Raw genomic sequence first — 21,159 nt, 5'->3', positions numbered from 1 at the left:
GCGTCAGTCGCGCGGCTGCCGCTCGGCCCACTCGGCGAGCTCGACGCGCGGGCCGGTGTAGAACGGCACCTCCTCGCGGACGTGCCGGCGGGCGCCGGTGTTCCGCAGGTCGCGCATGAGGTCGACGATGCGGTGCAGCTCGTCGGCCTCGAACCCGAGGATCCACTCGTAGTCGCCCAGGGCGAACGACGACAGGGTGTTCGCGCGGACGTCGACGTAGTCGCGCGCGGCGTGGCCGTGCTCGCGCAGCAGCTCGCGGCGCTCGGCGTCGGGCAGCAGGTACCACTCGTAGGACCGCACGAACGGGTACACGCACAGGTAGGCGCGCGGCTCCTCGCCGGCGAGGAACGCCGGGACGTGCCCGCGGTTGAACTCGGCGGGCCGGTGCATCGCGGCGACGGACCACACGGGCAGCAGGTGCTCGCCGAGGCCGCCGGCGCGCAGCCGGTGGAACGCGTCCTGCACGGCCTCGATCGTCGGGGCGTGCCACCACACCATGAGGTCGGCGTCGGCGCGCAGGCCGGCGACGTCGTACCAGCCGCGCACGACGAGGCCCTCGGGCGCGTCCGGCCCGGTGAGGGCGTCGAGGGTCTCGGCGACCAGGCGCGCGCGGACGTCGGCGTCGGCGGGCAGCGCGGACGCCGTCTCGAACACCGCGTACATGGCGTAGTGGATCGAGCTGTTGATCTCGTCCGCGACCTCGGGGGTGTGCCCGCCGACCGGGGGGGTGGTGCTGGTCATCGTGCTGCTGCTCCTTCGCTGCCGTCCTGCTGCTGGGGCCGGGGTCGCGGCTCGTCCGAGCCGGAGACCGCGGGGATGCCCGTGTCGACGCCGGCGCGCTGGAAGCAGCAGCCGACGGCGCACCGGTCGGGCCAGGCGTCCAGGGCGCCGACGGTGACGCGCTCGGGCTGCTCACCGCGCTCGGCGGCGGCGCGCTCGACCATGAGGTCCACGAGCCCGGCGACGAACGGCGCGCGCGTGGACGCCGAGCCGGCGCGCACCGCGGTCACGCCGAGCTCGCGGGCGGTCGCCATGGCCTCGGTGTCGAGGTCGTAGGCCACCTCCATGTGGTCGGAGACGAAGCCGATCGGGGACATGACGACGCCGGTGACGCCGGCCGCGGCGCGCTCGGTCAGCACGTCGTTGACGTCGGGCTCGAGCCACGGCTGCGACGGCGGCCCGGACCGGGAGCAGAACGCGAGGCTCCACGAGGGCTCGACGCCGAGCTCGGCGGCGACGAGCGCGGCGACCTGCGTGCACGCGTCCTCGTGCTGCGCGACGTAGCCGGGGCGGGCGGCGGCGGAGCCGGCCTCCATGGCGAGCGGGATGGAGTGCGTGACGAACAGCAGCGGGGCGTCGGCGACGACGTCCGCGACCGGCCGGCCGGTGCGTTCGGCGAGCTCGCCGAACGCCTCGACGACGGCGTCGGCGTTCGCCCGGACGAAGCCGGGGTGGTTGAAGTAGTGCCGCAGCTTGTCGACGCGGACGCCCGCGACGGCCTCCGCGTCGGCCGGCACGGGGTCGGCGCCGGCGACGCCCGCGAGCGCCGCCGCGACGTGCTCGCGGTACTGCCGGCACCCGGAGTACGACCCGTAGGCCGACGTGACGAGGGCCAGCACCCGGCCGGCGCCGCGCCCGCGCAGGTCCGCCAGGGCGCCCTCGGTGTACGGCTCCCAGTTCCGGTTGCCCCACACCAGCGGCACGTCGAGGCCGCGGGCGTCCATCTCGGCCCGCAGCGCGGCGAGCAGGGCGCGGTTCTGGTCGTTGATGGGGCTCCGCCCGCCGAAGAGGGCGTAGTGGCGGCTGACCTCGACGAGCCGCTCCTCCGGGATGCCCTTGCCGCGCGTCACGTTGCGCATGAACGGCAGGACGTCCTCGGGCTTCTCCGGGCCGCCGAACGAGAGCAGGATCACCGCGTCGTACGGGGCGAGCGACGACGCCGTCAGGGTGGGGGCAGGCACCGATCCATCATCCCATCGCCCCCGCGGCGGCCGCGGCCGGGCGGCGGCGCCCCGGGGCGTGACGTTGTCACGACGCGCCGTCAGATCAGCCCTTCACCGCCCCGCCGAGCCCGGCGCCCCGCAGGAACAGCCGCTGGAACACCAGGAACAGCAGCACGGGGATCAGCGTCGAGATCGCCAGGGCCGCCATGAGCACGCCGAGGTCGGTGGTGGCCTGCAGGGACGGCAGCCGCACGGACAGCGGCTGGATGTCCGGGTCGCGCAGCACGAGCAGCGGCCACAGGAAGTCCTTCCACGACGCGATGACGGCGAACACCGACACCACGCCGAGGATGGGCCGGCTCATCGGCAGCACGATCGACCAGAACAGCCGGAACGGTCCGGCGCCGTCGACGCGCGCCGCCTCGAACACCTCCCGCGGCAGGGAGTCGAAGAAGCGCTGCACCAGCAGCACGTTGAAGGCGCTGGCACCCGCGGGCAGCCACACCGCCCAGTACGAGTTCATCAGCGACCGGCCGAGCACCGGCGGGTCGAGGATCACCAGGTACAGCGGCACGAGCAGCACGACGGCGGGCACGAACAGCGTGGCCAGCACGGCCCCCTGCACGAGCCGGGCGTACCGCGGCCGCAGCACGGACAGCAGGTAGCCGCCGGTGGTGGCGACGAGGATCTGGCTCGCCCACGACCCGGCCGCGATGACGACCGTGTTGAGGAAGTACCGGCTGACCTGCACGTCGTTCCACGCCGCGCCGAGGTTCTCCCACGCGATGCCGTGCGGGAAGACGGCGAGCGGCGTGCGCAGGATGTCCTGCGTCGGGGTGACCGCGAACTTCGCGAGCAGCACCAGCGGGCCGAGGCCGCACAGCACGAGCAGCGCGAGCAGGACGCCGTGCGACAGCCGCATCGAGCGGCGCACCGCCGGGCGGCGCCAGTCCGCGGGCGAGAGCGCGCCGCGGTCCTCCTCGTCGCGGGGGTGGCGGCGCCGGCCCGGGGCGCGGGTGCGGGCCGGCACGGGGTCGCCGGCCGGTGGCACCGCGAGCGCGGATGTCGCGCCGCCGGCCGGGGTCGTCGAGGTCGTCGAGGTCGTCATGACTGGCTCCAGGACCGGGTGAGGCGGAAGTACACGACGGACAGCACGGCCAGCACGACCGCGAGCATGAGGCTCAGCGCGGTCGCCGCCCCGTAGTCCCCGCCGAGGCTCTGCCCGAACGCGTAGCGGTAGACCAGCAGCAGCACGGTGATGGTGGCGTTCGCGGGGCCGCCGTCGGTGAACAGGTACGGCTCGAGGAACACCTGCGCGGTCCCGATGATCTGCAGGATGAACGTGATGAGCAGGACGCCGCGCAGCTGCGGCATCGTCACGTGCCAGATCTTGCGCCACACGGACGCCCCGTCGACCTCGGCGGCGTCGTACAGCTCGCCGGGCACGGACGTCAGCGCGGCCAGGTAGATGATGATCGTGCCGCCCGCACCCGCCCACGTGGCCTCGAGCACGAGCGACGGCATCGCCCAGGACGCGTCCTGCAGCCACGGGACCGGCCCGAGGCCGACCCAGCCGAGCATCGTGTTGAACACGCCCTCGGGCCGCGCGTCGAAGAAGAACTTCCACAGCAGCACGGCGACGACGGGCGGCACGACGACCGGCAGGTACGCGAGGGCGCTGAAGAGGCCCTTGGCGCGCCGGACCTCGCTCATGAGCACCGCCGCGAGCAGCGGCACCGGGTAGCCGAACAGCAGCGCGAGGGCCGCGAACCACAGCGTGTTCCTCACGGCGGTCGCGAGCAGCGGGTCGGCCAGCACCGTGCGGAAGTTCTCGAGCCCGACCCAGGCCGTCGTGACGAGGTTGGTCTCCTGCAGGCTCATCACGACCGCGCGGCCGATCGGCAGCCAGGAGAACAGCCCGAACACCACCAGGACGGGCAGCGCGAAGACGAGCGTGCTCGCGCCGCCGCGGCGGACCCAGGCGGCGGGGGTCCGCCGCGCCTGGGTCCGCCGGGTGGTGCGGGCCCCGTGAGGGAGGGACGTCACGTCAGCCCGCGTTCTTGTCGAGGATCGCCTGGACGGAGGCGTTCGCGTCCGCCAGGAGCTGGTCGATGTCGGCGTCCTCGTCGGTCAGCACCGCCTGCACCACGGTGTCGAGGGCGCCGTACAGCTCCTGGGTGGAGCCGGACGGCTCCGGGATCAGCGGCTGGTCGAAGATGACGTCGGTGAACCCGGTCATCTGGTCGAGCGGCACGTTGATGAGGTCGGCGATCCACTCCTGGGACTGGTCGTACTGCTCCTGGCTGAAGATCGGCAGCACCGGGGTGCCGACCGGCTGGTCGGAGGCGACGAGCGTCTCGGCGTCCTTGACCGCCGCGTCCTGGTCGGTCAGCTTGCGCAGGTAGTAGAAGTCGATCCACTTCACGGCGGCGGACTTCTGCGCGTCGGAGGCCGACGTGCTCACCGCGGCCAGCGTGCCGCCGCCCAGCACGCCCGCGTCGTCGCCCTCGAGCGGGACGGCGGTCAGGCCGTAGTCGTCGGGGTTGATCGCGTTGGTCTGCACCAGGGAGGTGTAGACGTCCGACCCGGACGTGTACATGCCGATCTGGCCGGCCGCGAACGCCTGGTTGATGGACGACCAGTCGAGCAGGAAGTTCGCGCCCATGGAGTTGTCCTCCCAGCGCAGGTCGTGCAGGTACTCCAGGGCGGCCTTCGTGCCGTCGTTGTCGAGCGTGGCCGTGTAGGTGCCGTCGTCGCCCGTCGTCTCGACGCGACCGCCGCGGGCGTACGTCGCGACGGTGAGCTGCCAGCCGCCGGTGTTGTTCTGCGTCATGGTCGCGTAGCCCGCCTGGCCGGTCGCGTCGGCGATCGCCTTCGCGTCGTCGCGGACCTCGTCCCAGGTGGTCGGCGGGTCGTCCGGGTCCAGCCCGGCCTGCTCGAACAGCGCGCGGTTGTAGTGCAGGCCGATGCCGTAGACCGACTTCGCCGGGATCGCGTAGACCTTGCCGTCCGCCCCGGTGCCCGCGTCCAGGACGTTCGGGTTGAAGTCGCCGGCGTACGGCAGCTCGCGGAACTGCGCGTCGATGTCGGCGAGCTGGCCGTTCTCGATCAGCGTCTTGCCGTCGGTGAACGGGATCTCGAACACGTCCGGCAGCGTGCCGCCGGCGAGCTGGGCGGCGAACGTCGTCGCCTTCCACTCGTACTCCTCCGGCTGGATGTCGATGTCCGGGTTCGCGGCCTCGAACTGCGCGACCTGCTCGTCGAAGGCGTCGAACGCCTCCTGCTCCGAGCCGGGCAGCAGGGAGACGACGCGCAGGACGGTCTTCCCGCCCGCGCTCTCGCCGTCGCCGGCGTCGTCGGAGCCGCTGCTGCACGCGGCCAGCAGGGTGAAGGACAGCGCGCCGCTCAGGGCGATCGCGGTGGTGCGTGAGGACCTCATCGTCACTCCTCGTGTCGGGTGGTGCGGGGATGGGCGGTCGTGCGGGTGGTCTCGGGGGTCGGGTCGGGTCGGGGTCGGGGTCGGGTGGGAGGTGGGGTCGGGTGGGAGGTGGGGTCGGGCAGGGGTCAGGACGCGGCGCGGAGCCACACGGCGGTGTCGGGCGGCAGCGCGGCGCCGTCCGCGTGGTCCGCCACGCCCGCCACGCCCGCGCTCCCCGTGCCGTCGGACGCGAGCAGCACGCCCGCGTGCTCGGGCAGCGGGACGGGGCGGTCGGACAGGTTGACGACGCAGAGCACGTCGCCGCGGCTGAAGGCCAGCACGTCCGGGCCGGCGTCCAGCCACCGCAGCTCCCCGTCGCCCAGGCAGGGCTCGGCCCGCCGGAGCGCGAGGGCCGCGCGGTACAGCGCGAGCATCGACGCCGGGTCGGCCTGCTGGGCCTCGACGGTGAGCGCGGCCCACGACGCCGGCTGCGGCAGCCAGGGCTGGCCCGTCCCGGGGCCGAAGCCGAACGGCGGCCGGTCGCCGGACCAGGGCAGCGGGACCCGGCAGCCGTCCCGCCCGGGGTCGACGCCGCCGGAGCGCTCGTGCATGGGGTCCTGCACCACCTCCGGCGGCAGGTCCTCGACCTCGGGCAGCCCGAGCTCGTCGCCCTGGTAGACGTACAGCGACCCGGGCAGCGCGGCGGTGAGCAGCGCGGCGGCGCGTGCCCGCCGGGTGCCGAGCGCGAGGTCGGTCGGGGTGCCGGCCCGCTTGGTGGCGAAGCTGAACGCCGAGTCCGCGCGCCCGTACCGGGTGACGGGGCGCGTGACGTCGTGGTTCGACAGCACCCAGGTGGCCGGCGCGCCGACCTCCCGGTGCGCGGCGAGCGTCCGGTCGACCGACGCCCGCAGCGCCGCGGCGTCCCACGGCTGGGTCATGACGTCGAAGTTGAAGGCGGTGTGCATCTCGTCGGGGCGCAGGTACGCCGCGAACCGGGCCGTGTCCTCCAGCCAGACCTCGCCCACCAGCACGCGGGTGCCGGCGTAGGAGTCGGCGACCTTCCGCCACGCCCGGTAGACGTCGTGCAGCTCGTCGCGGTCGACGTGGGGGTGGGCGCCCGCGGCGGGCACCGACCCCGCCGGCGGCAGCTCCGGCAGCGCGGGGTCCTTCACCAGCAGCGCCGCGGAGTCGATGCGGATGCCGGCGACGCCGCGGTCGAACCAGAACCGCAGCACGTCCTCGTGCTCCGCCCAGACGTCGGGGTGCGTCCAGTTGAGGTCCGGCTGCTGGGGCGCGAACAGGTGCAGGTACCACTCCCCCGGCGTGCCGTCGGGGTCGGTGGTGCGCGTCCACGTCGACCCGCCGAAGCTCGACACCCAGTGCGTCGGGATGCCGTCGCCGTCGGGGCCCGTCCCGGGCCGGAACCAGAACCGCTCCCGCTCGGGCGAACCCGGGCCCGCGGCCAGCGCGGCGCGGAACCACGGGTGCTGGTCCGAGACGTGGTTCGGGACCACGTCGACGATCGTGCGGATGCCGAGCGCGAGCGCGTCCGCGATCAGCGCCTCGGCCTCCTCGAGGGTGCCGAAGGCCGGGTCGATCGCCCGGTAGTCCGCGACGTCGTACCCGCCGTCGGCCAGCGGCGACACGTACCAGGGCGTGAACCACATCGCGTCGACCCCGAGGTCCGCCAGGTACGGCAGCCGGCTGCGGACGCCCGCCAGGTCCCCGGTGCCGTCCCCGTCGCCGTCCGCGAAGGAGCGCGGGTAGACCTCGTAGATCACCGCGTCGCGCCACCAGGTCGGGTCGTCGGTCGGGGGGTGCACCACGTCGTGCCTCGTTCTCGCCGGCCGCGGGGTCGAGCTGCGGCATCTCCGTCCGCGACCGTCGTCGGCCGCGCAGCAGGGACACTAAATCCTGCAACGTGTTGCGCGCAAGAACTCGACAGCGACGTTATCAAAACGCGACCGTCGTCCGGGTGTCGGCGATCCGGGGTGCGACGAGCGCGGCGCGGCCGGCACGGACGGCGCGCGGGAGGCGCGCGGGAGGCGCGACGACGGAACCCGCCCCGCGCAGGGCGGGGCAGGTGCGGGACCGAGCGCGGGCGGGGCGGAGACCCGGGCGGCCCGGCGCGGAGACCCGGGCAGCCCGGCGCGGACGGCGCAGGGGCCGGCGCGGACGGCGCAGGCCCCCCGGGCGCCCCGGCGCCGACTCCGCTCAGGCCCCGGCTGCCGGCCCCGTGCTGCCGCGGACCACCAGCTCCGGCTCGAACAGCAGCTCGTCCGTCGACACGGGGTGCCCGCCGATCTGCCCGACGAGCAGGTCGATCGCGGCGCGCCCCATGGGCTCGATCGGCTGCCGCACGGTGGTGAGCGGCGGCTCGGTGCAGTTCATGAACAGCGAGTCGTCGTACCCCACCACGGACACGTCCTCCGGGACGCGCCGGCCCGCACGGCGGGCGGCGCGGATGGCCCCGAGCGCGAGCGGGTCGGAGGCGCACACCAGCCCGGTCACGCCCTGGCGCAGCAGCCGGGTCGCCGCCGCCTGCCCGGCCTCGAGGGAGTACGCGCTGCGGGCCACGACGTCGTCGTCGAGCGTCAGACCGAGCCGCTCGGCCGCGGCGCGCGCGGCGTGCAGCTTGCGCTCGGACGGCACGTGGTCGACGGGGCCGAGCACCAGGCCGATGCGGGTGTGGCCGAGGGACGCGAGGTGGCCGACGGCCTGCTCGACCGCCACCTCGTCGTCGCAGGACACGCGCGGGAACGGCAGCTCCTCGATGGCCGCGTTGATGAGCACGACGGGGAGCCCGCGGTCGACGAGCAGGCCGTAGTGGTCGTGGTCGGCGCCGCGCTGCGCGAAGTTGCCGCCGGCGAACACGATGCCCGACACCTGCTGCGCGAGCAGCAGGTCGACGTAGTCGGCCTCGGACACCCCACCCGCCGTCTGCGTGCACAGCACGGGCGTGTAGCCCTGCTGCGCGAGCGCGCCGCCGACGACCTCGGCGAACGCGGGGAAGATCGGGTTCTGCAGCTCGGGCAGAACGAGGCCCACCAGCCGGGCGCGCTCGCCGCGGAGCTTCGTCGGCCGCTCGTACCCGAGCACGTCGAGGGCGGTGAGCACCGCCTGGCGCGTCTGCTCGGAGACCCCTGTGCGGCCGTTGAGCACGCGGCTCACCGTCGCCTCGGACACCCCGACCTTCTGCGCGACCTCCGCCAGCCTGCCAGCCATGAGCGCAAGTCTACGACGTGATCACGCAAGCCGCTTGCGCGACGTGCGAGCCCCGGGCGGGGCCGCGTCAGGCCGTCGCCGCCGGGGCGAGCGTGCGCAGGTGCTCGGCGAGCTGCCCGGCCCAGGCGCGCACCGCGTCGAAGTCCCGGTGGTCGCCCTCCTTCGCGCGCGCACCGGCGATGAGGGCGCGCTCGGCGAACGCCAGCTCGCTGCGCAGCAGCCGGCCCGCGAACGCGCGGTGGCCGAGCGCCCCGATGTTCTGCATGAGGGCCAGCAGCTCGTGCGGGCTGTTGGCGGACGCCGCCGGCTGCGTGGCGAGTCCCGACGAGAACACCCACACCACCCGGTGCCGGAGGTCCGGGGCGAACCGGGACCCGAACTCGCGGGCGGCCGGGAGCCAGTGCGCGGTGTAGACGGCCGAGCCGAGCACGACGGCGTCGTACGGCGTCACGTCCGTGACCTCGTCCGGTGCCACCTCGTCGACGGAGTGCCCGTCGGCCCGCAGCACGTCCGCGACCGCCGAGCCGATCTCCGCGGTGGCGCCGTGACGCGAGGCCACCGTCACCAGGATCCTCATCGCTCTGCCCTCCACGGCTGCTCGTCCGGCGAATCGACGCGGGACCCCCGGCCCGTGCCCCTGATCGCCTGATCCATCGTCGGCGGCGCCTGCGCGGAAGTCGTGGGCCGGAGGTCCCCCCGGCCGCACCTCACGGGTGTGACCAGCGTCATCACCGGGCGGCGGGCGCCGGCGGCGTCCCGCGGTCCAGGTCCGCGATGCCCGCCTGAGCGCCCCGCAGCGCCCCGGCGACCCGGGTCAGCTCCGCGAGGTCCTCCGCCGGGAGGGCGCCGCCGACGTAGTGCGCGATGGCCTGCACGTGCCGCCGGCCGACCTCCCGCTGCAGCGCCGCACCGGCGTCGGTCAGGGCCACGACCACGCCGCGGCCGTCCTCGGGGGCGGGCGCGCGACGCACCCACCCGGAGTCCTCCAGACGCTCGACCATGCGGCTGAGGCTCGGCTGGCTGAGCAGGCTCGACTCGCCCAGGTCGCGCAGGCGCAGGCCGTCCGGCGCGGTGCTCAGCGTGAAGAGCACGTCGTACTCGCGCAGCGAGATGCGGTCCCAGATGGGGTCGCGCTGCAGCCGGCGCATGATCGCCACCTGCGCGCGGAACAGCTCCTCCCACGCGGTCGCGGCCGCCCGCACATCAGCCCCGACCCTCGGGTCCGTTCCGGCCCGCTCCGCCTGCTCGATCACGCGCGCTCCCCGCTCGGTCCATGCGTCTGCATACACCTGCCCAACCGTGCGACGCCCGCCCCTGTTCCCGCCCGCGGCCGGGCGCGGGCGTCCGGTCGCGCCCGGCGGCGCTGCACGTCCGGGGACCGGGCGGGCGGGGGGCGGAGGGGCGCGGCTACGCTGACGGGATGCAGAACGACGGGGTGCGCTCGACGTACGTGCTGGTCGACGGCGAGAACATCGACGCGACGCTCGGGTCGTCGATCCTCAACGGGCGCCCGACGCCGGAGCAGCGCCCGCGGTGGGAGCGCGTGCTGGACTTCGCGGAGCGCACCTGGGGACGCCCGACCAAGGGGCTGTTCTTCCTCAACGCCACCAGCGGCACGCTGCCCATGTCGTTCGTGCAGGCGCTGCTGGCCATCGGCTACCAGCCCATCCCGCTGGCCGGCGAGGGCAAGGTCGTCGACATCGGCATCAAGCGGACGCTCGAGGCGCTCGCCGGCCGGGACGGCGACGTGATGCTGGCGTCGCACGACGGCGACTTCGCCCCGGAGGTCGAGGCGCTGCTCGGCACCGACCGGCGCGTCGGGCTGCTGGCGTTCCGGGAGTTCACGAGCACGTCCCTGGCGCACCTGGCCGACCGCGGGCTCGAGGCGTTCGACCTGGAGTCGGACGTCAAGGCGTTCAACGTGACGCTGCCGCGTCTGCGGATCATCCCGCTCGACGAGTTCGACCCGCTGCGCTACCTCTGAGCCGTCGCTGCCCGGACCCCGCGGGGCGACCCGCCGGCCCCGCCCGAGGAGGACCCCGTGGCCCCGACCCGGACCGCCGCGCACGACCGGCCCGTCCCCGAGGGCGAGCGCGTCCTGGTGCTGCTGCGCGCCGTCAACGTCGGCGGGGCGTCGGCGCTGCCCATGGCGGACCTCCGCGACGCGGCGACGTCCCTGGGTCACGCCGACGTCGCCACGCACCTCGCGACCGGCAACCTCCTCCTCGTGCCCGCGCCCGGCTCCCCCGCGACGACGGGCGCGCTGGCGGAGCGGCTCGCGGCGGACCTCGCCGACCGGCTGGGTCGGCCGCTCGCGCTGACCGTGCGCACCCGGGAGCAGGTCGACGCGGTCGTCGCGGGCAACCCGTACGCGGAGGCCGCCGCGACCGACCCGTCGCACCTGGTGGTCGTGTTCCTCGACGGACCGGCCCCCGCGGACGGGCCCGCGGACCTCGCGCGGTACGGCCGCGAGCGCGCGACCTGGAGCGGGACCGAGGGCTACGTGCACTACCCCGACGGGATCGGGCGCTCGAAGGTCACCTCTCCGGTGCTCGACCGGCTCGCGGGCCGCTCGGGGACCGCGCGCAACTGGCGCACGGTGCTGGCGCTGCGGGACCGGCTCGCGGGCTGACCCCGCGGCGGCCCGCCCGTCGGTACCGTGGGCGGCATGACGACGCTGTTCACCCGCATCATCGACGGCGAGCTCCCGGGCCGGTTCGTGTGGGCCGACGACCGCGCGGTGGCGTTCGCGACGATCGCCCCCATCTCCGACGGGCACGTGCTGGTGGTCACCCGTGAGGAGGTCGCCCAGCTCACCGACGCCGACGACGACCTGCTGGCCCACCTGGTGCGCGTCGCGAAGACCGTCGGGCGGGCGCAGCAGGCCGCGTGGGACGCCCCGCGTGCGGCGCTGCTGGTCGCCGGGTTCGAGGTGCCGCACCTGCACCTGCACGTGCTGCCGGCCTGGGGCGAGGCCGAGCTGAGCTTCTCGGCCGCGCGCCACGACGTGCCGGCCGACGAGCTCGACGCGGCCGCCGAGCGCCTGCGGGACGCGCTGCGGGCGGCGGGGCACGGGGCGCACGTGCCGCCGACGCTCACGTCCGCCGCGCTCTGACCCCGGGTTCCGCCCCGCGGCGACCGGGACGCCGGCTGCCCTACGCCACCGGGTCGTCCGGGCCGTAGGGCACGAGCCGCAGCGTCCGGGCGTCGGCCTCCACCACCCGGGCGGCGACCTCCCGGAGCGACTCCTCGGTGTCCGTGCCCGCGCGCACGAACCGCCCGGACAGCGCGTCGAGCCGCCCGGACCCGAACGCGTCCACGAGCGCGACGGTGTCCTCCACCGGCGTCCACTGCGTGCGGTCGTCGTGCAGCGGCATCGCGCGGGTCATGTCGGTGACGACGACGCCCGGCGCGACGTCCAGCACCCGCACGCCGCGGTCCGCGTACTGCCGGTCGATCATCGTGGTGAGCCGGGCCAGCGCGCCCTTGCTGATGCCGTAGCCGGTGTAGACCGGCGACGGGCGGTGCCCCGACCCGGAGTTGATGTTGACGACGTACCCGGCGCCGCGCGCGAGCATCCCCGGCAGCACGGCGTGGCTGAGCAGCAGCGGGCCGCGCACGTTGGTCTCGATCACGCGCCACACGTCGTCCGGGTCGTCGCGGACCAGGTCGACCTCCTGGTGCTCGATCACGCCGGCGTTGTTGACGAGCAGCCCCACCCCGCCCTGCGCCGCGAACGCCGCCTCGACGCGGGCGACGGCCGCCTCCACCGCCGCGCGGTCCACCACGTCGGCGACCTCCGTCACGACGTGGGCGCCGGGCCGGGCGGCAGCCGCCTCCGCCGCAACGGCCGCCAGCGGCCCGGGGCTGCGGCCGAGCAGCGCCACGTCCCAGCCGGCCCCCACCAGCCCGAGGGCGAGGCCGCGGCCGATCCCCCGTCCGGCTCCGGTCACGACAGCAGTGCGCGGAGTGGTCGTCATGCCCTCATCGTCGCGCACCGGCACGTCCCTCGGCATACTGGCGCCACCCGCGACGTTCGGGACGAGAGCGCCGGGCCCGCGGACGGCCCGCGCCCCCGCCCGACCACCGACCGCTGGGAGCCGCCCGTGGCCACCGACGCCATCGACCCCGCCCGCTCCGTCCCGGGACCCCCGCTGCGCCTGCGGCTGCCGTCGGTCAGCCCCTCCGTCCGGGACTTCCTGGCCACCGAGGCGGGCAGCGCGGTGTTCCTGCTCGGGGCGACCGTCGTGGCGCTCGTGTGGGCGAACTCCCCGCTGGCGGGGGCGTACGACGCGCTGTGGTCGACCTCGGCCGGGTTCCACGTCGGCGGGGTCGGCCTCGACCTCGACCTGCACCACTGGGTGAACGACGCGGCGATGGCGGTGTTCTTCTGCGTCGTGGGCCTGGAGATCAACCGCGAGGTCACCAGCGGCGAGCTGCGCGACCGGCGCACGGTGGCGGTCCCGGCGCTCGGGGCGCTCGGCGGCCTGGCGGTCCCCGCGCTGATCTACCTGCTGTTCAACGCCGGGACGGAGGCCGCCCACGGCTGGGGCGTCGTGATGTCGACGGACACCGCGTTCCTGGTCGGCATCCTCGCGCTGTTCGGGCCCGCGTGCCCGGACCGGCTGCGGCTGTTCCTGCTGACGCTGGCCATCGTCGACGACATCGGCGCGATCACCGTGATGGCGGTGTTCTACAACGACGGGGTCGACGTGGCGGCGCTGGGCGTCGCCGGGGCCCTGGTGGTGGCGCTGCTCGCGCTGCGGTGGCTGCGGGTGTGGCGCCTCGCGCCGTACGCGGTGGTCGGCGTCGCCCTGTGGCTCGCGGTCAACGCGTCCGGGGTGCACGCGACGCTCGCCGGGGTGCTGGTCGGGCTGCTGCTGCCGTCGCGGGCGATGCCGCGCGCCCACGTCGAGCAGGTGCCGCAGTGGGCCGACGGGCTGGTGGCGGACACCACCGCGGACCGCGAGCACCTCACGGAGCTCGCCGCGCGCGCGGCGGTGCCGGCGAGCGAGCGGCTGCAGCGCGTGCTCCACCCGTGGTCGGCGTTCGTGGTCGTGCCGGTGTTCGGGCTCGCGAACGCCGGCGTGCGCCTGGATACCGAGGCGCTGCGGGCCGCCGCCACGTCGCCGGTCACGATCGGCGTCGCCGTCGCGCTCGTCGCCGGCAACACGCTCGGCATCACGGGGGCCGCGACGCTCGCGATCCGGACCGGCCTGGGACGGCTGCCGGGGCGGGTGCGCTGGGGCCACCTGGTGGGGGGCGCCGTGCTCGCGGGCATCGGCTTCACCATCTCGCTGTTCATCGCGGAGCTCGCGTTCGAGGGCGAGCTCCGGGAGCAGGCGAAGATCGGCATCCTCGCGGGCTCGCTCGTGGCGGCCGTGCTCGGGACGGTGCTGCTGCGGATCCTCGGGGACCGGCTGCCGCTGTGCTCCCCCGACGACGACCCGCCGCCGGCGCTGCCGCCGCGCCCGTGGGGGCCGGGCACGGCCTGACCGCCCCGCGGGTCGCTCAGCCCCGGCCGGGCGCCGCGGCGGCGACGGCCGCGCGCAGCGCGTCGAGGTCCAGCCGCCCGCGGTACTGCTCGTCCTGCACGAACAGCGTCGGGGTGCCCCGCACGCCGAGCCCGAGCCCGGTCACGTAGTCGGCCTCCACCAGGTCCGCGAACCGCTGCGCGCCCGGCCCGGCGACGGCGACGGGGTCCAGTCCGAGGCGGGCCCCCACGGCGCGCAGGTCCGGCTCCGCGAGCCGGTCCTGCTGCGCGAACAGCGCCCGCTGCATCTCCCAGAACAGGCCGTGCTCCGCGGCGGCCTCGGCGGCGAGCGCCGCGACCAGCGCGTGCGGGTGCACCTGGAACAGCGGGAAGTGCCGCCACACCAGGCGCACACCGCCGTCGGACTCCTCCACGAGGCGGCGCAGGACCGGTTCGGCCTGCCGGCAGTACGGGCACTCGAGGTCGCCGTACTCGGTGATGGTCACCGGGGCGGCGGGGTCGCCGAGGACGAGGCGCGCGTCGGACATGCGACCAGCATCGCCGATCAGCGCGGCCGCATCGGGGGGCTCGCCGTCCCGGCGCCGCGCACGATGCCCGCGACGAGCTGCCGCATCGCCTGCACGCCCGGGTACCGGGGCCGGAAGCCGAGCTCCCGCTCGGCGCGCGAGGTGTCCATCACCGGCGCCGACGCGCCCATGTCGAACCACCCGGGGCCCACCGGGACCACGCGCGCGTGCCAGCCGGCCGACATCGCCGCGCGCACCGGGGCGTGCGGGACCTCCCGCCAGCGTCCGCGGCTCACGACGTCCGCGACGTCGGCCGCGCGGATCACGCCGGGGCCCGCGACGTTGAACGGCCCCGCCGCCTGCCGCACGACCGCCTCGCGGAACGCGTCCGCCAGGTCGTCGGCGTGCACGGCCTGCAGCCGGAACCCGGCGGGCCACGGCAGCACCGGCAGCCGGTTGCCCAGCAGCCACCCCGGCACGAACGGGCCGAGGAAGTACCGCTGGATCTCGTGCCCGGCGGCGTGCTGGAACACCAGCGCCGGACGCAGGCGCGCGATCGTCAGCGCGGGGTGGCGCAGCTCGGCCTCGTCGAGGAGGCGCTCGACGGCGACCTTGTCCACGCTGTAGTCGGACGACCGCACCCCTGCGGTGTCCCAGCTCTCGTCGCGCGGTTCGTCGCCGTACGACGGCGAGTACGCCCCGACGGACGACGCGACGACGAGGTGCGGCACCCGAGCCTCGACGACCGCGGCGACCACCCGGCGCATGCCGTCGACGTTGACGCGGCGCAGGGCGTCGCGGTCGTGGCTGGGCTGGATGAGCCAGGCCAGGTCCACGACGGCGTCCGCGCCCGCGAACAGGGCGGCCAGCCGGCGCACGACGGGCGCGTCCGGCCCGCGGGCGCCGACGTCCGCCGCCGACCACTCCACCGTGTCGTACGGGGCCGGCGGGGGACCCTGCGGGACGCGTCGCACCACGCCGGCGACGGACGTCACCGTCTCGTCGTCGCGCAGGCGCCGCAGCAGCGCCGTGCCGACGTTGCCGCTGGCGCCGACCACGACGACCCTCACCGGTCGCCGCCGTCCCGGCCGCCGCCCGGCTCGGCCTCCCGGGTGAACGCCTGCTCCCGCGCGACCGCCCCGAGCCGCGTGAGCGTCTGCGCCTGCTCGTCGGCCTGCGCGAGCAGCCGCGCGAGCTGCTCGCGCCCCAGCCCCAGCTCGTCGGCCCACGCGTCGAGCGTCTCCCAGAGGCCCCGCTTGCCGACGACGGCGGCCCGCATCAGGTCGAGCTCGATCACGGCCGACAGCGGCGACGGCGTCGTGAGCCGGCCGTTCGGCTTCAGGCGGCCGGCCCGCTCCGCCACCGCCACGCCGAGGCGCTTGAGCGCGCTGGGACGCGCGTCCAGGCGGTACGCCGTCTCGCGCAGCCACTCGCGCTCGTCGACGACCTCGCGGGCGATGCGCGCGAGGTCCGGCCCGAGCGGCGTCCGCGCGTAGGCGTCGGCCATGCGGACGAACCGCGCGCTGCCGCCAGTGGCCCCCGCGAGGTGGTCCCCGAGGTAGGTCTGCAGCAGCGACCGGTCGAGCCGGCGCGCGGGGCTCACGGGGTGTCCGCGTCGCCGTCGACCGCGTCGCCGCGGGGGTTCAGGTTGGCCGGCTCGGCGTCCGTGTCGACGTCGGCGCCGGCGTCACCGGCGGCCTGCGCGCCCTCGCGCGGGTTGAGCATGGCCGGGTCGGAGTCCGGGTCCTCGGCGGGGTCGTAGCCGGTGCCGGTGGTGTCGTCGGTGCTCATCTGCCCACGGTCGCACCGGGGACCCCCGCCCGCACGTCGTGGGGCCGGCCAGCGCCACCCGGGACCTGCGTCCCTGGTGTCCGCGGGCCGGGGATGGTGCGCGCGGCCCGCCGCGCGGCGGATAGCATCGAGCGGTGTCCTCGAGTGCTGAGCCGGTCGACGTCGTCCTGGTCGGTGGCGGCATCATGTCCGCCACCCTCGCCGCGCTGCTCTCGGAGCTCGAGCCCTCGTGGCGCATCGAGGTCGTCGAGCGGCTCGACGGGATCGCGCTGGAGAGCACCGACGCCTGGAACAACGCGGGCACGGGTCACGCCGCGCTCTGCGAGCTGAACTACACGCCCGAGCGGCCCGACGGCAGCATCGACATCGCCAAGGCCGTCACGATCAACGAGCAGTTCCAGCTCTCCACCGAGCTCTGGGACCACCTGCGCGAGGCGGGGATGCTGCCCGACGACGGGTACCGCTCGCCGGTCCCGCACCTGACGTTCGTGCGCGGCGAGGACGACGTCGACTACCTGCGCCGGCGGCACGCCGCCCTCGCCGCCCACCCGCGGTTCGCCCACCTCGAGTACACCGAGGACCCGGAGACGATCGCGCAGTGGGCGCCGCTCGTCATGGAGGGCCGCCACCCGGGGGAGCCCGTCGCGGCCACGCGGGCGTCCGACGGCCTCGACGTGGACTACGGCGCCCTGGCACGGCACCTCGTGGACGCCGTCGTCGCCCGGGGCGCGCACGTCCGCCTGCAGCACGAGGTCCGCCGGATCCGCCGGCGGCGCGACGGCGGCTGGCGCCTGCACCTGGTGGACCGCTCGTGGAACGCCAGCCCGCGGCGCACCACGCTGGACGCCCGGTTCGTGTTCATCGGCGCCGGCGGCGGGGCGCTGCGGCTGCTGCAGTCGTCCGGGATCGACGAGATCCGGGGCTACGGCGGCTTCCCGATCAGCGGGCAGTTCCTGCGCACCACCGACCCCGCGCTCGTCGGGCAGCACCGCGCGAAGGTCTACGGCAAGGCCGCCGTCGGCTCGCCGCCGATGTCGGTGCCGCACCTCGACACGCGGGTGGTCGGCGGCTCCCCCGCCCTGCTGTTCGGGCCGTACGCGGGCTGGAGCATGAAGTTCCTCAAGCAGGGGTCCTGGACCGACCTGCTGCGCACCGTCCGACCGGGGAACCTCGTGCCGCTGGTCGCGGTCGCGCTGCACAACCTCGACCTGCTGAAGTACCTCGTCACGGAGGTCCTCGCCACGCGCGGCGCCCGGATGTGCACCCTGCGGGCCTTCATGCCGACGGCGCGCGACTCGAGCTGGGAGCTCATCACGGCCGGCCAGCGCGTGCAGGTCATCAAGCGGGGCCGCGGCGGCGGCGTCCTGGAGTTCGGGACCGAGCTGGTCACCGCGGCCGACGGCTCCATCGCGGGGCTGCTCGGAGCCTCCCCCGGGGCGTCCACCGCGGCGTCCGCGATGCTCGACCTGCTGCACCGCTGCTTCCCGCAGCGCTACGCCGCCTGGGAGCCCGAGCTGGAGCGCATGATGCCGAGCCTCGCGCAGGACGGCCCGGCCGCCACGGACGCGGGCGCGGCGCACGCGGACTCGGACCTGGAGACCGACGACCCGACGGAGCCCGGCGCGGCCGCCCCGGCGGGCACGGCGGATGCGGCGGGCACGGCGGACGCGAACCCGGCGGGCGCGACCCCGGACGGGCCGGACGAGGCCGCGGACGCAGCCCCCCGGGCCCGCACGACCGGTCGCCGCCCCGCGCGGCCGACGCTCCCGCGCCGCCGGGACACCCCGGTCGCCTGACCGCCCTCGCCGTCGCCCCTGACGGACGGGCGGCGCCGGACAGACAGGTGGCCCGGCCGAGCCGCCCCCTGCGGGCTCGGACGGGCCACCTCACGTCCGGCCGGTGCCCTCCACACCGTCCGGCCGTACACCCGTGAGATCCGCAGGGGGACTCGATCTGTCACACGCAGGACGTGTGACGTGCGTCACATGTCGTCAGAGGCCCATGTCGAGGACGACACGACCGTCGATCGTCCCGGTCTCCATCCGCGAGAAGACGTCGTTGACGGCGTCCAGCGGCCGCAGCTCGTACTTGGTGTGCACGACGCCGCGGGCGAAGAAGTCGATCGCCTCGATCATGTCCAGCCGGGTGCCGACGATCGAGCCGCGCACCGTGAGCCCGCGCAGGACGGTGTCGAAGATCGACAGCGGGAACGTCCCCGGCGGCAGGCCGACCAGCGACACCGTCCCGCCCCGGCGCAGCATCGACAGCGCCTGCGGGAACGTCGACTCGCTCACCGCGGTGACGAGCGCCGCGTGCGCCCCGCCGACCAGGTCGTGCACGGCCTCGCCCGGGTCGCCGTCGCGGTAGTTCACGACCAGCTCGGCGCCGTACTCGAGCGCCGAGGCGCGCTTGCTCTCGGAGCCCGTCACGGCCACGACCCGGTAGCCCATGGCCGCGGCGTACTGGATCGCCATGTGACCCAGCCCGCCGATGCCCGACACGACCACCCAGTCGCCCGGGTGGGCGTCGGCCACCTTGAGGCCCTTGTAGACCGTGACGCCGGCGCACAGCACGGCCGTGAGGCCGGCCGCGTCCACGCCATCCGGGATGCGCGGGGCGTAGCGGGAGTCGACCAGCATGTACTCGGCGAACGACCCGTCCACGGAGTAGCCGGAGTTCTGCTGCCGGGTGCACAGCGCCTCCCAGCCGCGCAGGCAGTCCCGGCAGGTGCCGCACGCGGTGGCGAGCCAGGCGTTGCCCAGCCGGTCGCCGACCTGCACGTCGTGCACCTCCGAGCCGACGGCGACCACGCGGCCGACGCCCTCGTGGCCCGGCACGAACGGCGGCGTCGGCTTCACCGGCCAGTCGCCGTGCGCCGCGTGCAGGTCGGTGTGGCACACGCCGGAGTAGTCGACCTGGACCAGGGCCTCGTGCGGTCCGGGGACCGGGATGGGGCGCTCCTCCACGACGAGGGGGGCTCCGAGTTCGCGGACGACGGCGGCCTTCATCATCTCGGGCACGGCAGATCTCCTTCGACACTGCGCGTCGCGCAGGAGCGCGGACTTTGTGAACGCTGTCACGAGCAACGTAGCCCCGGGGTGTGTCCCACGTCACGGGACCTCCGGCCCACCGGGAGCGCCGTCCGACCTGCGGATGCGCCCCCGCTGCGGGCCTGACACCGTGGGGGCATGACCGCCAGGCTGCTGCTCGTCCGGCACGGGGAGAGCGAGGGGAACGTCGCCGCGACGCGCGCCGAGCGCGCCGGCGACGAGACCGTCGGCGTGACCACCCGCGACGCCGACACCCCGCTGTCCGCGACCGGCGAGGAGCAGGCGCGCGCGCTCGGCGAGCACCTCGCGACGCTCCCCTCGCACCGCGCTCCGCAGGCGCTGTGGTGCTCGCCCTACGTGCGGGCGCGGCGCACCGCGGAGCTGGCGGTCGCCGGGGCGGGGCTCGACCTGCGCCCGGTGGTCGACGAGCGGCTCCGCGACCGGGAGCTCGGCATCCTCGACGGGCTCACCAGCCACGGGGTGGAGGTCCGGTTCCCCGACGAGGCGGCCCGCCGCGACCGCCTCGGCAAGCTCTACTACCGGCCCCCGGGCGGCGAGTCGTGGGCGGACGTCGCGCTCCGGCTCCGGTCGCTGCTGGCGGACCTGGTGCGCGCCGAGTCCGGCACCGACCGCACCGTGCTCGTGGTCTGCCACGACGCCGTGATCTGGCTGCTGCGCTACGTGGCGGAGGGCCTGACCGAGGAGGAGCTCATGGCCGAGGTCGCCGAGCACAGCGTGCGCAACGCCTCGCTGACGGAGCTGACCCGCGCGGACGGCCGGTGGCGCGTCGAGACGTTCGACGACGTGACGCACCTGGCCGCGCAGGGCGAGCCCGTGACCGAGCACCCGGGGCAGGGCGATGACTGACGCGCCCGCCCTCACCCCGAACCTGCTGCGCGGCTGGCCGCTGCCCGCGCGCGACGGGGCGAAGGACGACCGCGGCGGCGTCCTCGTCGTGGGCGGCGCGCGCCGCACCCCCGGCGCGGCGGCGCTGACGGGGCTCACGGCGCTCCGGATCGGCGCGGGCCGGCTGACGCTCGCCGTCGCGGGGTCCGTCGCGACGGCCCTCGCGGTGGCGACGCCGGAGTCCGGCGTGCTCGCGCTGCCCGAGGACGCCGACGGCTCCCCGACCGGCGAGCTGCCGCCGCACCTCGCCGACGAGCTCGGCCGGGCGGACGCCGTCGTCGTCGGCCCGGGGCTGGACGAGCCCCAGGGCAGCGCCCGGCTGGTCCGCGGTGTGCTCGCCGCGCTCGGGGACGCCGACGACGCCCCGGCCGTCCTGCTCGACGCCTTCGCGCTCGGCGTGCTGCCCGGGATGGCGGACGACGTGCGGCTGCCGCCCGGCCGCGTGGTGCTCACACCGAACCTCGCCGAGGCCGCGCGCCTGCTCGACGGCGACGACCCAGCCCCGGAGGAGGCCGCCGCGCGGGTGGCGGCACGCTGGGGCGCCGTCGTCACCTGCGCCGGACGGGTGGCCCACCCCGACGGGCGGGTGTGGGCCTCGGCCACCGGCTACGCCGGGCTGGGCACCTCGGGCAGCGGCGACGTCCTGGCGGGGGCCGTCGCGGGCCTCCTGGCCGGGGGCTGCCCGCCCGAGCAGGCCGCGTGCTGGGGCACGGCGGTGCACGGCGCCGCCGGGGACCGCCTCGCCGCGCGGGTGGGCCCGCTGGGCTACCTGGCCCGCGAGCTCGCCGACGAGGTGCCCGCCGTGCTGGTGGAGCTGCGGCCCTGA

General features: G+C 75.7%; 22 protein-coding genes. 7 read left to right on the top strand and 15 right to left on the bottom strand.

The genetic code is table 11. From position 1 onward, the window contains the following. Window positions 1–3: 3 nt before the first annotated feature. From hemQ to P9841_RS16450, 9 genes are all read right to left on the bottom strand, one after another. Window positions 4–741, bottom strand: coding sequence for a hydrogen peroxide-dependent heme synthase (hemQ, locus tag P9841_RS16490; protein ID WP_283319670.1), 738 nt, complete (start codon window positions 739–741; stop codon window positions 4–6). Beyond that, window positions 738–1,961, bottom strand: a complete 1,224-nt coding sequence (locus P9841_RS16485) for a ferrochelatase (protein WP_283319669.1) — start codon at window positions 1,959–1,961, stop codon at window positions 738–740. The genes hemQ and P9841_RS16485 overlap by 4 nt, the downstream gene beginning before the upstream one ends. Window positions 1,962–2,046: 85 nt before the next feature. Continuing rightward, window positions 2,047–3,051 carry a carbohydrate ABC transporter permease gene (locus P9841_RS16480; protein WP_283319668.1) on the bottom strand — a complete coding sequence of 335 codons (1,005 nt, stop codon included), beginning with the start codon at window positions 3,049–3,051 and terminating at the stop codon, window positions 2,047–2,049. Next, window positions 3,048–3,989: a carbohydrate ABC transporter permease gene (locus tag P9841_RS16475; RefSeq protein WP_283319667.1), complete on the bottom strand. Its 942-nt coding sequence runs from the start codon at window positions 3,987–3,989 to the stop codon at window positions 3,048–3,050. The genes P9841_RS16480 and P9841_RS16475 overlap by 4 nt, the downstream gene beginning before the upstream one ends. Before the next feature lies 1 nt (window position 3,990). Further along, window positions 3,991–5,382: an ABC transporter substrate-binding protein gene (locus tag P9841_RS16470; RefSeq protein ID WP_283319666.1), complete on the bottom strand. Its 1,392-nt coding sequence runs from the start codon at window positions 5,380–5,382 to the stop codon at window positions 3,991–3,993. A 125-nt stretch (window positions 5,383–5,507) separates the two neighbouring features. Beyond that, entirely contained in the window at window positions 5,508–7,187 is a 1,680-nt protein-coding gene (locus tag P9841_RS16465; RefSeq protein WP_283319665.1) for a glycoside hydrolase family 13 protein, read from the bottom strand. Window positions 7,188–7,575: 388 nt separating this feature from the next. Further along, window positions 7,576–8,586, bottom strand: a complete 1,011-nt coding sequence (locus P9841_RS16460) for a LacI family DNA-binding transcriptional regulator (RefSeq protein ID WP_283319664.1) — start codon at window positions 8,584–8,586, stop codon at window positions 7,576–7,578. A gap of 67 nt (window positions 8,587–8,653) precedes the next feature. Then, entirely contained in the window at window positions 8,654–9,163 is a 510-nt protein-coding gene (locus P9841_RS16455) for a flavodoxin domain-containing protein (protein ID WP_283319663.1), read from the bottom strand. A 151-nt stretch (window positions 9,164–9,314) separates the two neighbouring features. Next, window positions 9,315–9,839, bottom strand: a complete 525-nt coding sequence (locus tag P9841_RS16450) for a MarR family winged helix-turn-helix transcriptional regulator (RefSeq protein WP_283319662.1) — start codon at window positions 9,837–9,839, stop codon at window positions 9,315–9,317. Between the two features lie 167 nt (window positions 9,840–10,006). Between P9841_RS16450 and P9841_RS16445 the strand changes: the two genes are divergently transcribed. The 3 genes from P9841_RS16445 to P9841_RS16435 are packed head-to-tail and all read left to right on the top strand — an operon-like array spanning window position 10,007 to window position 11,701. After that, complete coding sequence (locus P9841_RS16445; RefSeq protein WP_283319661.1) at window positions 10,007–10,570, top strand: NYN domain-containing protein; 564 nt, start codon at window positions 10,007–10,009, stop codon at window positions 10,568–10,570. Window positions 10,571–10,627: 57 nt separating this feature from the next. Next, on the top strand, window positions 10,628–11,218 hold the full coding sequence (locus tag P9841_RS16440) for a DUF1697 domain-containing protein (RefSeq protein ID WP_283319660.1): 591 nt from the start codon (window positions 10,628–10,630) through the stop codon (window positions 11,216–11,218). 36 nt (window positions 11,219–11,254) lie between these two features. Continuing rightward, window positions 11,255–11,701 carry an HIT family protein gene (locus tag P9841_RS16435; RefSeq protein ID WP_283319659.1) on the top strand — a complete coding sequence of 149 codons (447 nt, stop codon included), beginning with the start codon at window positions 11,255–11,257 and terminating at the stop codon, window positions 11,699–11,701. Window positions 11,702–11,741: 40 nt separating this feature from the next. On the opposite strand, the gene P9841_RS16430 is transcribed toward P9841_RS16435, so the two are convergent. Next, window positions 11,742–12,566: an SDR family NAD(P)-dependent oxidoreductase gene (locus tag P9841_RS16430; protein WP_283319658.1), complete on the bottom strand. Its 825-nt coding sequence runs from the start codon at window positions 12,564–12,566 to the stop codon at window positions 11,742–11,744. Between the two features lie 126 nt (window positions 12,567–12,692). Between P9841_RS16430 and nhaA the strand changes: the two genes are divergently transcribed. Next, window positions 12,693–14,081 (top strand): Na+/H+ antiporter NhaA, encoded by a 1,389-nt coding sequence (gene nhaA / locus P9841_RS16425; protein WP_283319657.1) that lies wholly within the window; start codon window positions 12,693–12,695, stop codon window positions 14,079–14,081. A 16-nt stretch (window positions 14,082–14,097) separates the two neighbouring features. Here the strand turns inward: nhaA and P9841_RS16420 are convergent, their stop codons facing one another. From P9841_RS16420 to P9841_RS16405, 4 genes are read right to left on the bottom strand one after another with little or no spacing between them, the layout of a single operon-like run. Next, window positions 14,098–14,607 carry a DsbA family protein gene (locus P9841_RS16420; protein WP_283319656.1) on the bottom strand — a complete coding sequence of 170 codons (510 nt, stop codon included), beginning with the start codon at window positions 14,605–14,607 and terminating at the stop codon, window positions 14,098–14,100. Between the two features lie 17 nt (window positions 14,608–14,624). Continuing rightward, the gene (locus tag P9841_RS16415) at window positions 14,625–15,656 is read right to left on the bottom strand and encodes an NAD-dependent epimerase/dehydratase family protein (protein ID WP_283319655.1); all 1,032 of its coding nucleotides are present in this window, start codon (window positions 15,654–15,656) and stop codon (window positions 14,625–14,627) included. Continuing rightward, window positions 15,653–16,189, bottom strand: coding sequence for a hypothetical protein (locus tag P9841_RS16410; RefSeq protein ID WP_283319654.1), 537 nt, complete (start codon window positions 16,187–16,189; stop codon window positions 15,653–15,655). Before P9841_RS16410 ends, P9841_RS16415 begins: the two co-directional genes overlap by 4 nt. Further along, window positions 16,186–16,377 carry a hypothetical protein gene (locus P9841_RS16405; protein ID WP_283319653.1) on the bottom strand — a complete coding sequence of 64 codons (192 nt, stop codon included), beginning with the start codon at window positions 16,375–16,377 and terminating at the stop codon, window positions 16,186–16,188. Before P9841_RS16405 ends, P9841_RS16410 begins: the two co-directional genes overlap by 4 nt. 134 nt (window positions 16,378–16,511) lie before the next feature. On the opposite strand from P9841_RS16405, the gene mqo reads away from it, so the two are divergent. After that, window positions 16,512–18,173, top strand: a complete 1,662-nt coding sequence (gene mqo, locus P9841_RS16400) for a malate dehydrogenase (quinone) (protein WP_283319652.1) — start codon at window positions 16,512–16,514, stop codon at window positions 18,171–18,173. Between the two features lie 195 nt (window positions 18,174–18,368). Here mqo and adhP read toward each other — a convergent pair whose 3' ends face one another. Continuing rightward, window positions 18,369–19,388, bottom strand: a complete 1,020-nt coding sequence (adhP, locus tag P9841_RS16395; protein WP_283321989.1) for an alcohol dehydrogenase AdhP — start codon at window positions 19,386–19,388, stop codon at window positions 18,369–18,371. Between the two features lie 177 nt (window positions 19,389–19,565). Between adhP and P9841_RS16390 the strand changes: the two genes are divergently transcribed. Beyond that, window positions 19,566–20,294 (top strand): histidine phosphatase family protein, encoded by a 729-nt coding sequence (locus tag P9841_RS16390; protein ID WP_283319651.1) that lies wholly within the window; start codon window positions 19,566–19,568, stop codon window positions 20,292–20,294. After that, window positions 20,287–21,159, top strand: coding sequence for an NAD(P)H-hydrate dehydratase (locus P9841_RS16385; RefSeq protein WP_283319650.1), 873 nt, complete (start codon window positions 20,287–20,289; stop codon window positions 21,157–21,159). The genes P9841_RS16390 and P9841_RS16385 overlap by 8 nt, the downstream gene beginning before the upstream one ends.

Origin of the sequence: Cellulomonas sp. ES6 (assembly GCF_030053835.1) — a bacterium.
Lineage (GTDB): Bacteria > Actinomycetota > Actinomycetes > Actinomycetales > Cellulomonadaceae > Cellulomonas.
This window is presented reverse-complemented; position numbering and strand designations above follow the sequence as displayed.

Bases quoted from the DNA above. Each gene is read 5' to 3' on its own strand.
- hemQ (WP_283319670.1), bottom strand. From the start codon at position 741: ATGACCAGCACCACCCCCCCGGTCGGCGGGCACACCCCCGAGGTCGCG.
- P9841_RS16480 (WP_283319668.1), bottom strand. From the start codon at position 3,051: ATGACGACCTCGACGACCTCGACGACCCCGGCCGGCGGCGCGACATCC.
- P9841_RS16470 (WP_283319666.1), bottom strand. From the start codon at position 5,382: ATGAGGTCCTCACGCACCACCGCGATCGCCCTGAGCGGCGCGCTGTCC.
- P9841_RS16460 (WP_283319664.1), bottom strand. From the start codon at position 8,586: ATGGCTGGCAGGCTGGCGGAGGTCGCGCAGAAGGTCGGGGTGTCCGAG.
- P9841_RS16455 (WP_283319663.1), bottom strand. From the start codon at position 9,163: ATGAGGATCCTGGTGACGGTGGCCTCGCGTCACGGCGCCACCGCGGAG.
- P9841_RS16445 (WP_283319661.1), top strand. From the start codon at position 10,007: ATGCAGAACGACGGGGTGCGCTCGACGTACGTGCTGGTCGACGGCGAG.
- P9841_RS16435 (WP_283319659.1), top strand. From the start codon at position 11,255: ATGACGACGCTGTTCACCCGCATCATCGACGGCGAGCTCCCGGGCCGG.
- P9841_RS16430 (WP_283319658.1), bottom strand. From the start codon at position 12,566: ATGACGACCACTCCGCGCACTGCTGTCGTGACCGGAGCCGGACGGGGG.
- P9841_RS16420 (WP_283319656.1), bottom strand. From the start codon at position 14,607: ATGTCCGACGCGCGCCTCGTCCTCGGCGACCCCGCCGCCCCGGTGACC.
- P9841_RS16405 (WP_283319653.1), bottom strand. From the start codon at position 16,377: ATGAGCACCGACGACACCACCGGCACCGGCTACGACCCCGCCGAGGAC.
- adhP (WP_283321989.1), bottom strand. From the start codon at position 19,388: ATGATGAAGGCCGCCGTCGTCCGCGAACTCGGAGCCCCCCTCGTCGTG.
- P9841_RS16390 (WP_283319651.1), top strand. From the start codon at position 19,566: ATGACCGCCAGGCTGCTGCTCGTCCGGCACGGGGAGAGCGAGGGGAAC.
- P9841_RS16385 (WP_283319650.1), top strand. From the start codon at position 20,287: ATGACTGACGCGCCCGCCCTCACCCCGAACCTGCTGCGCGGCTGGCCG.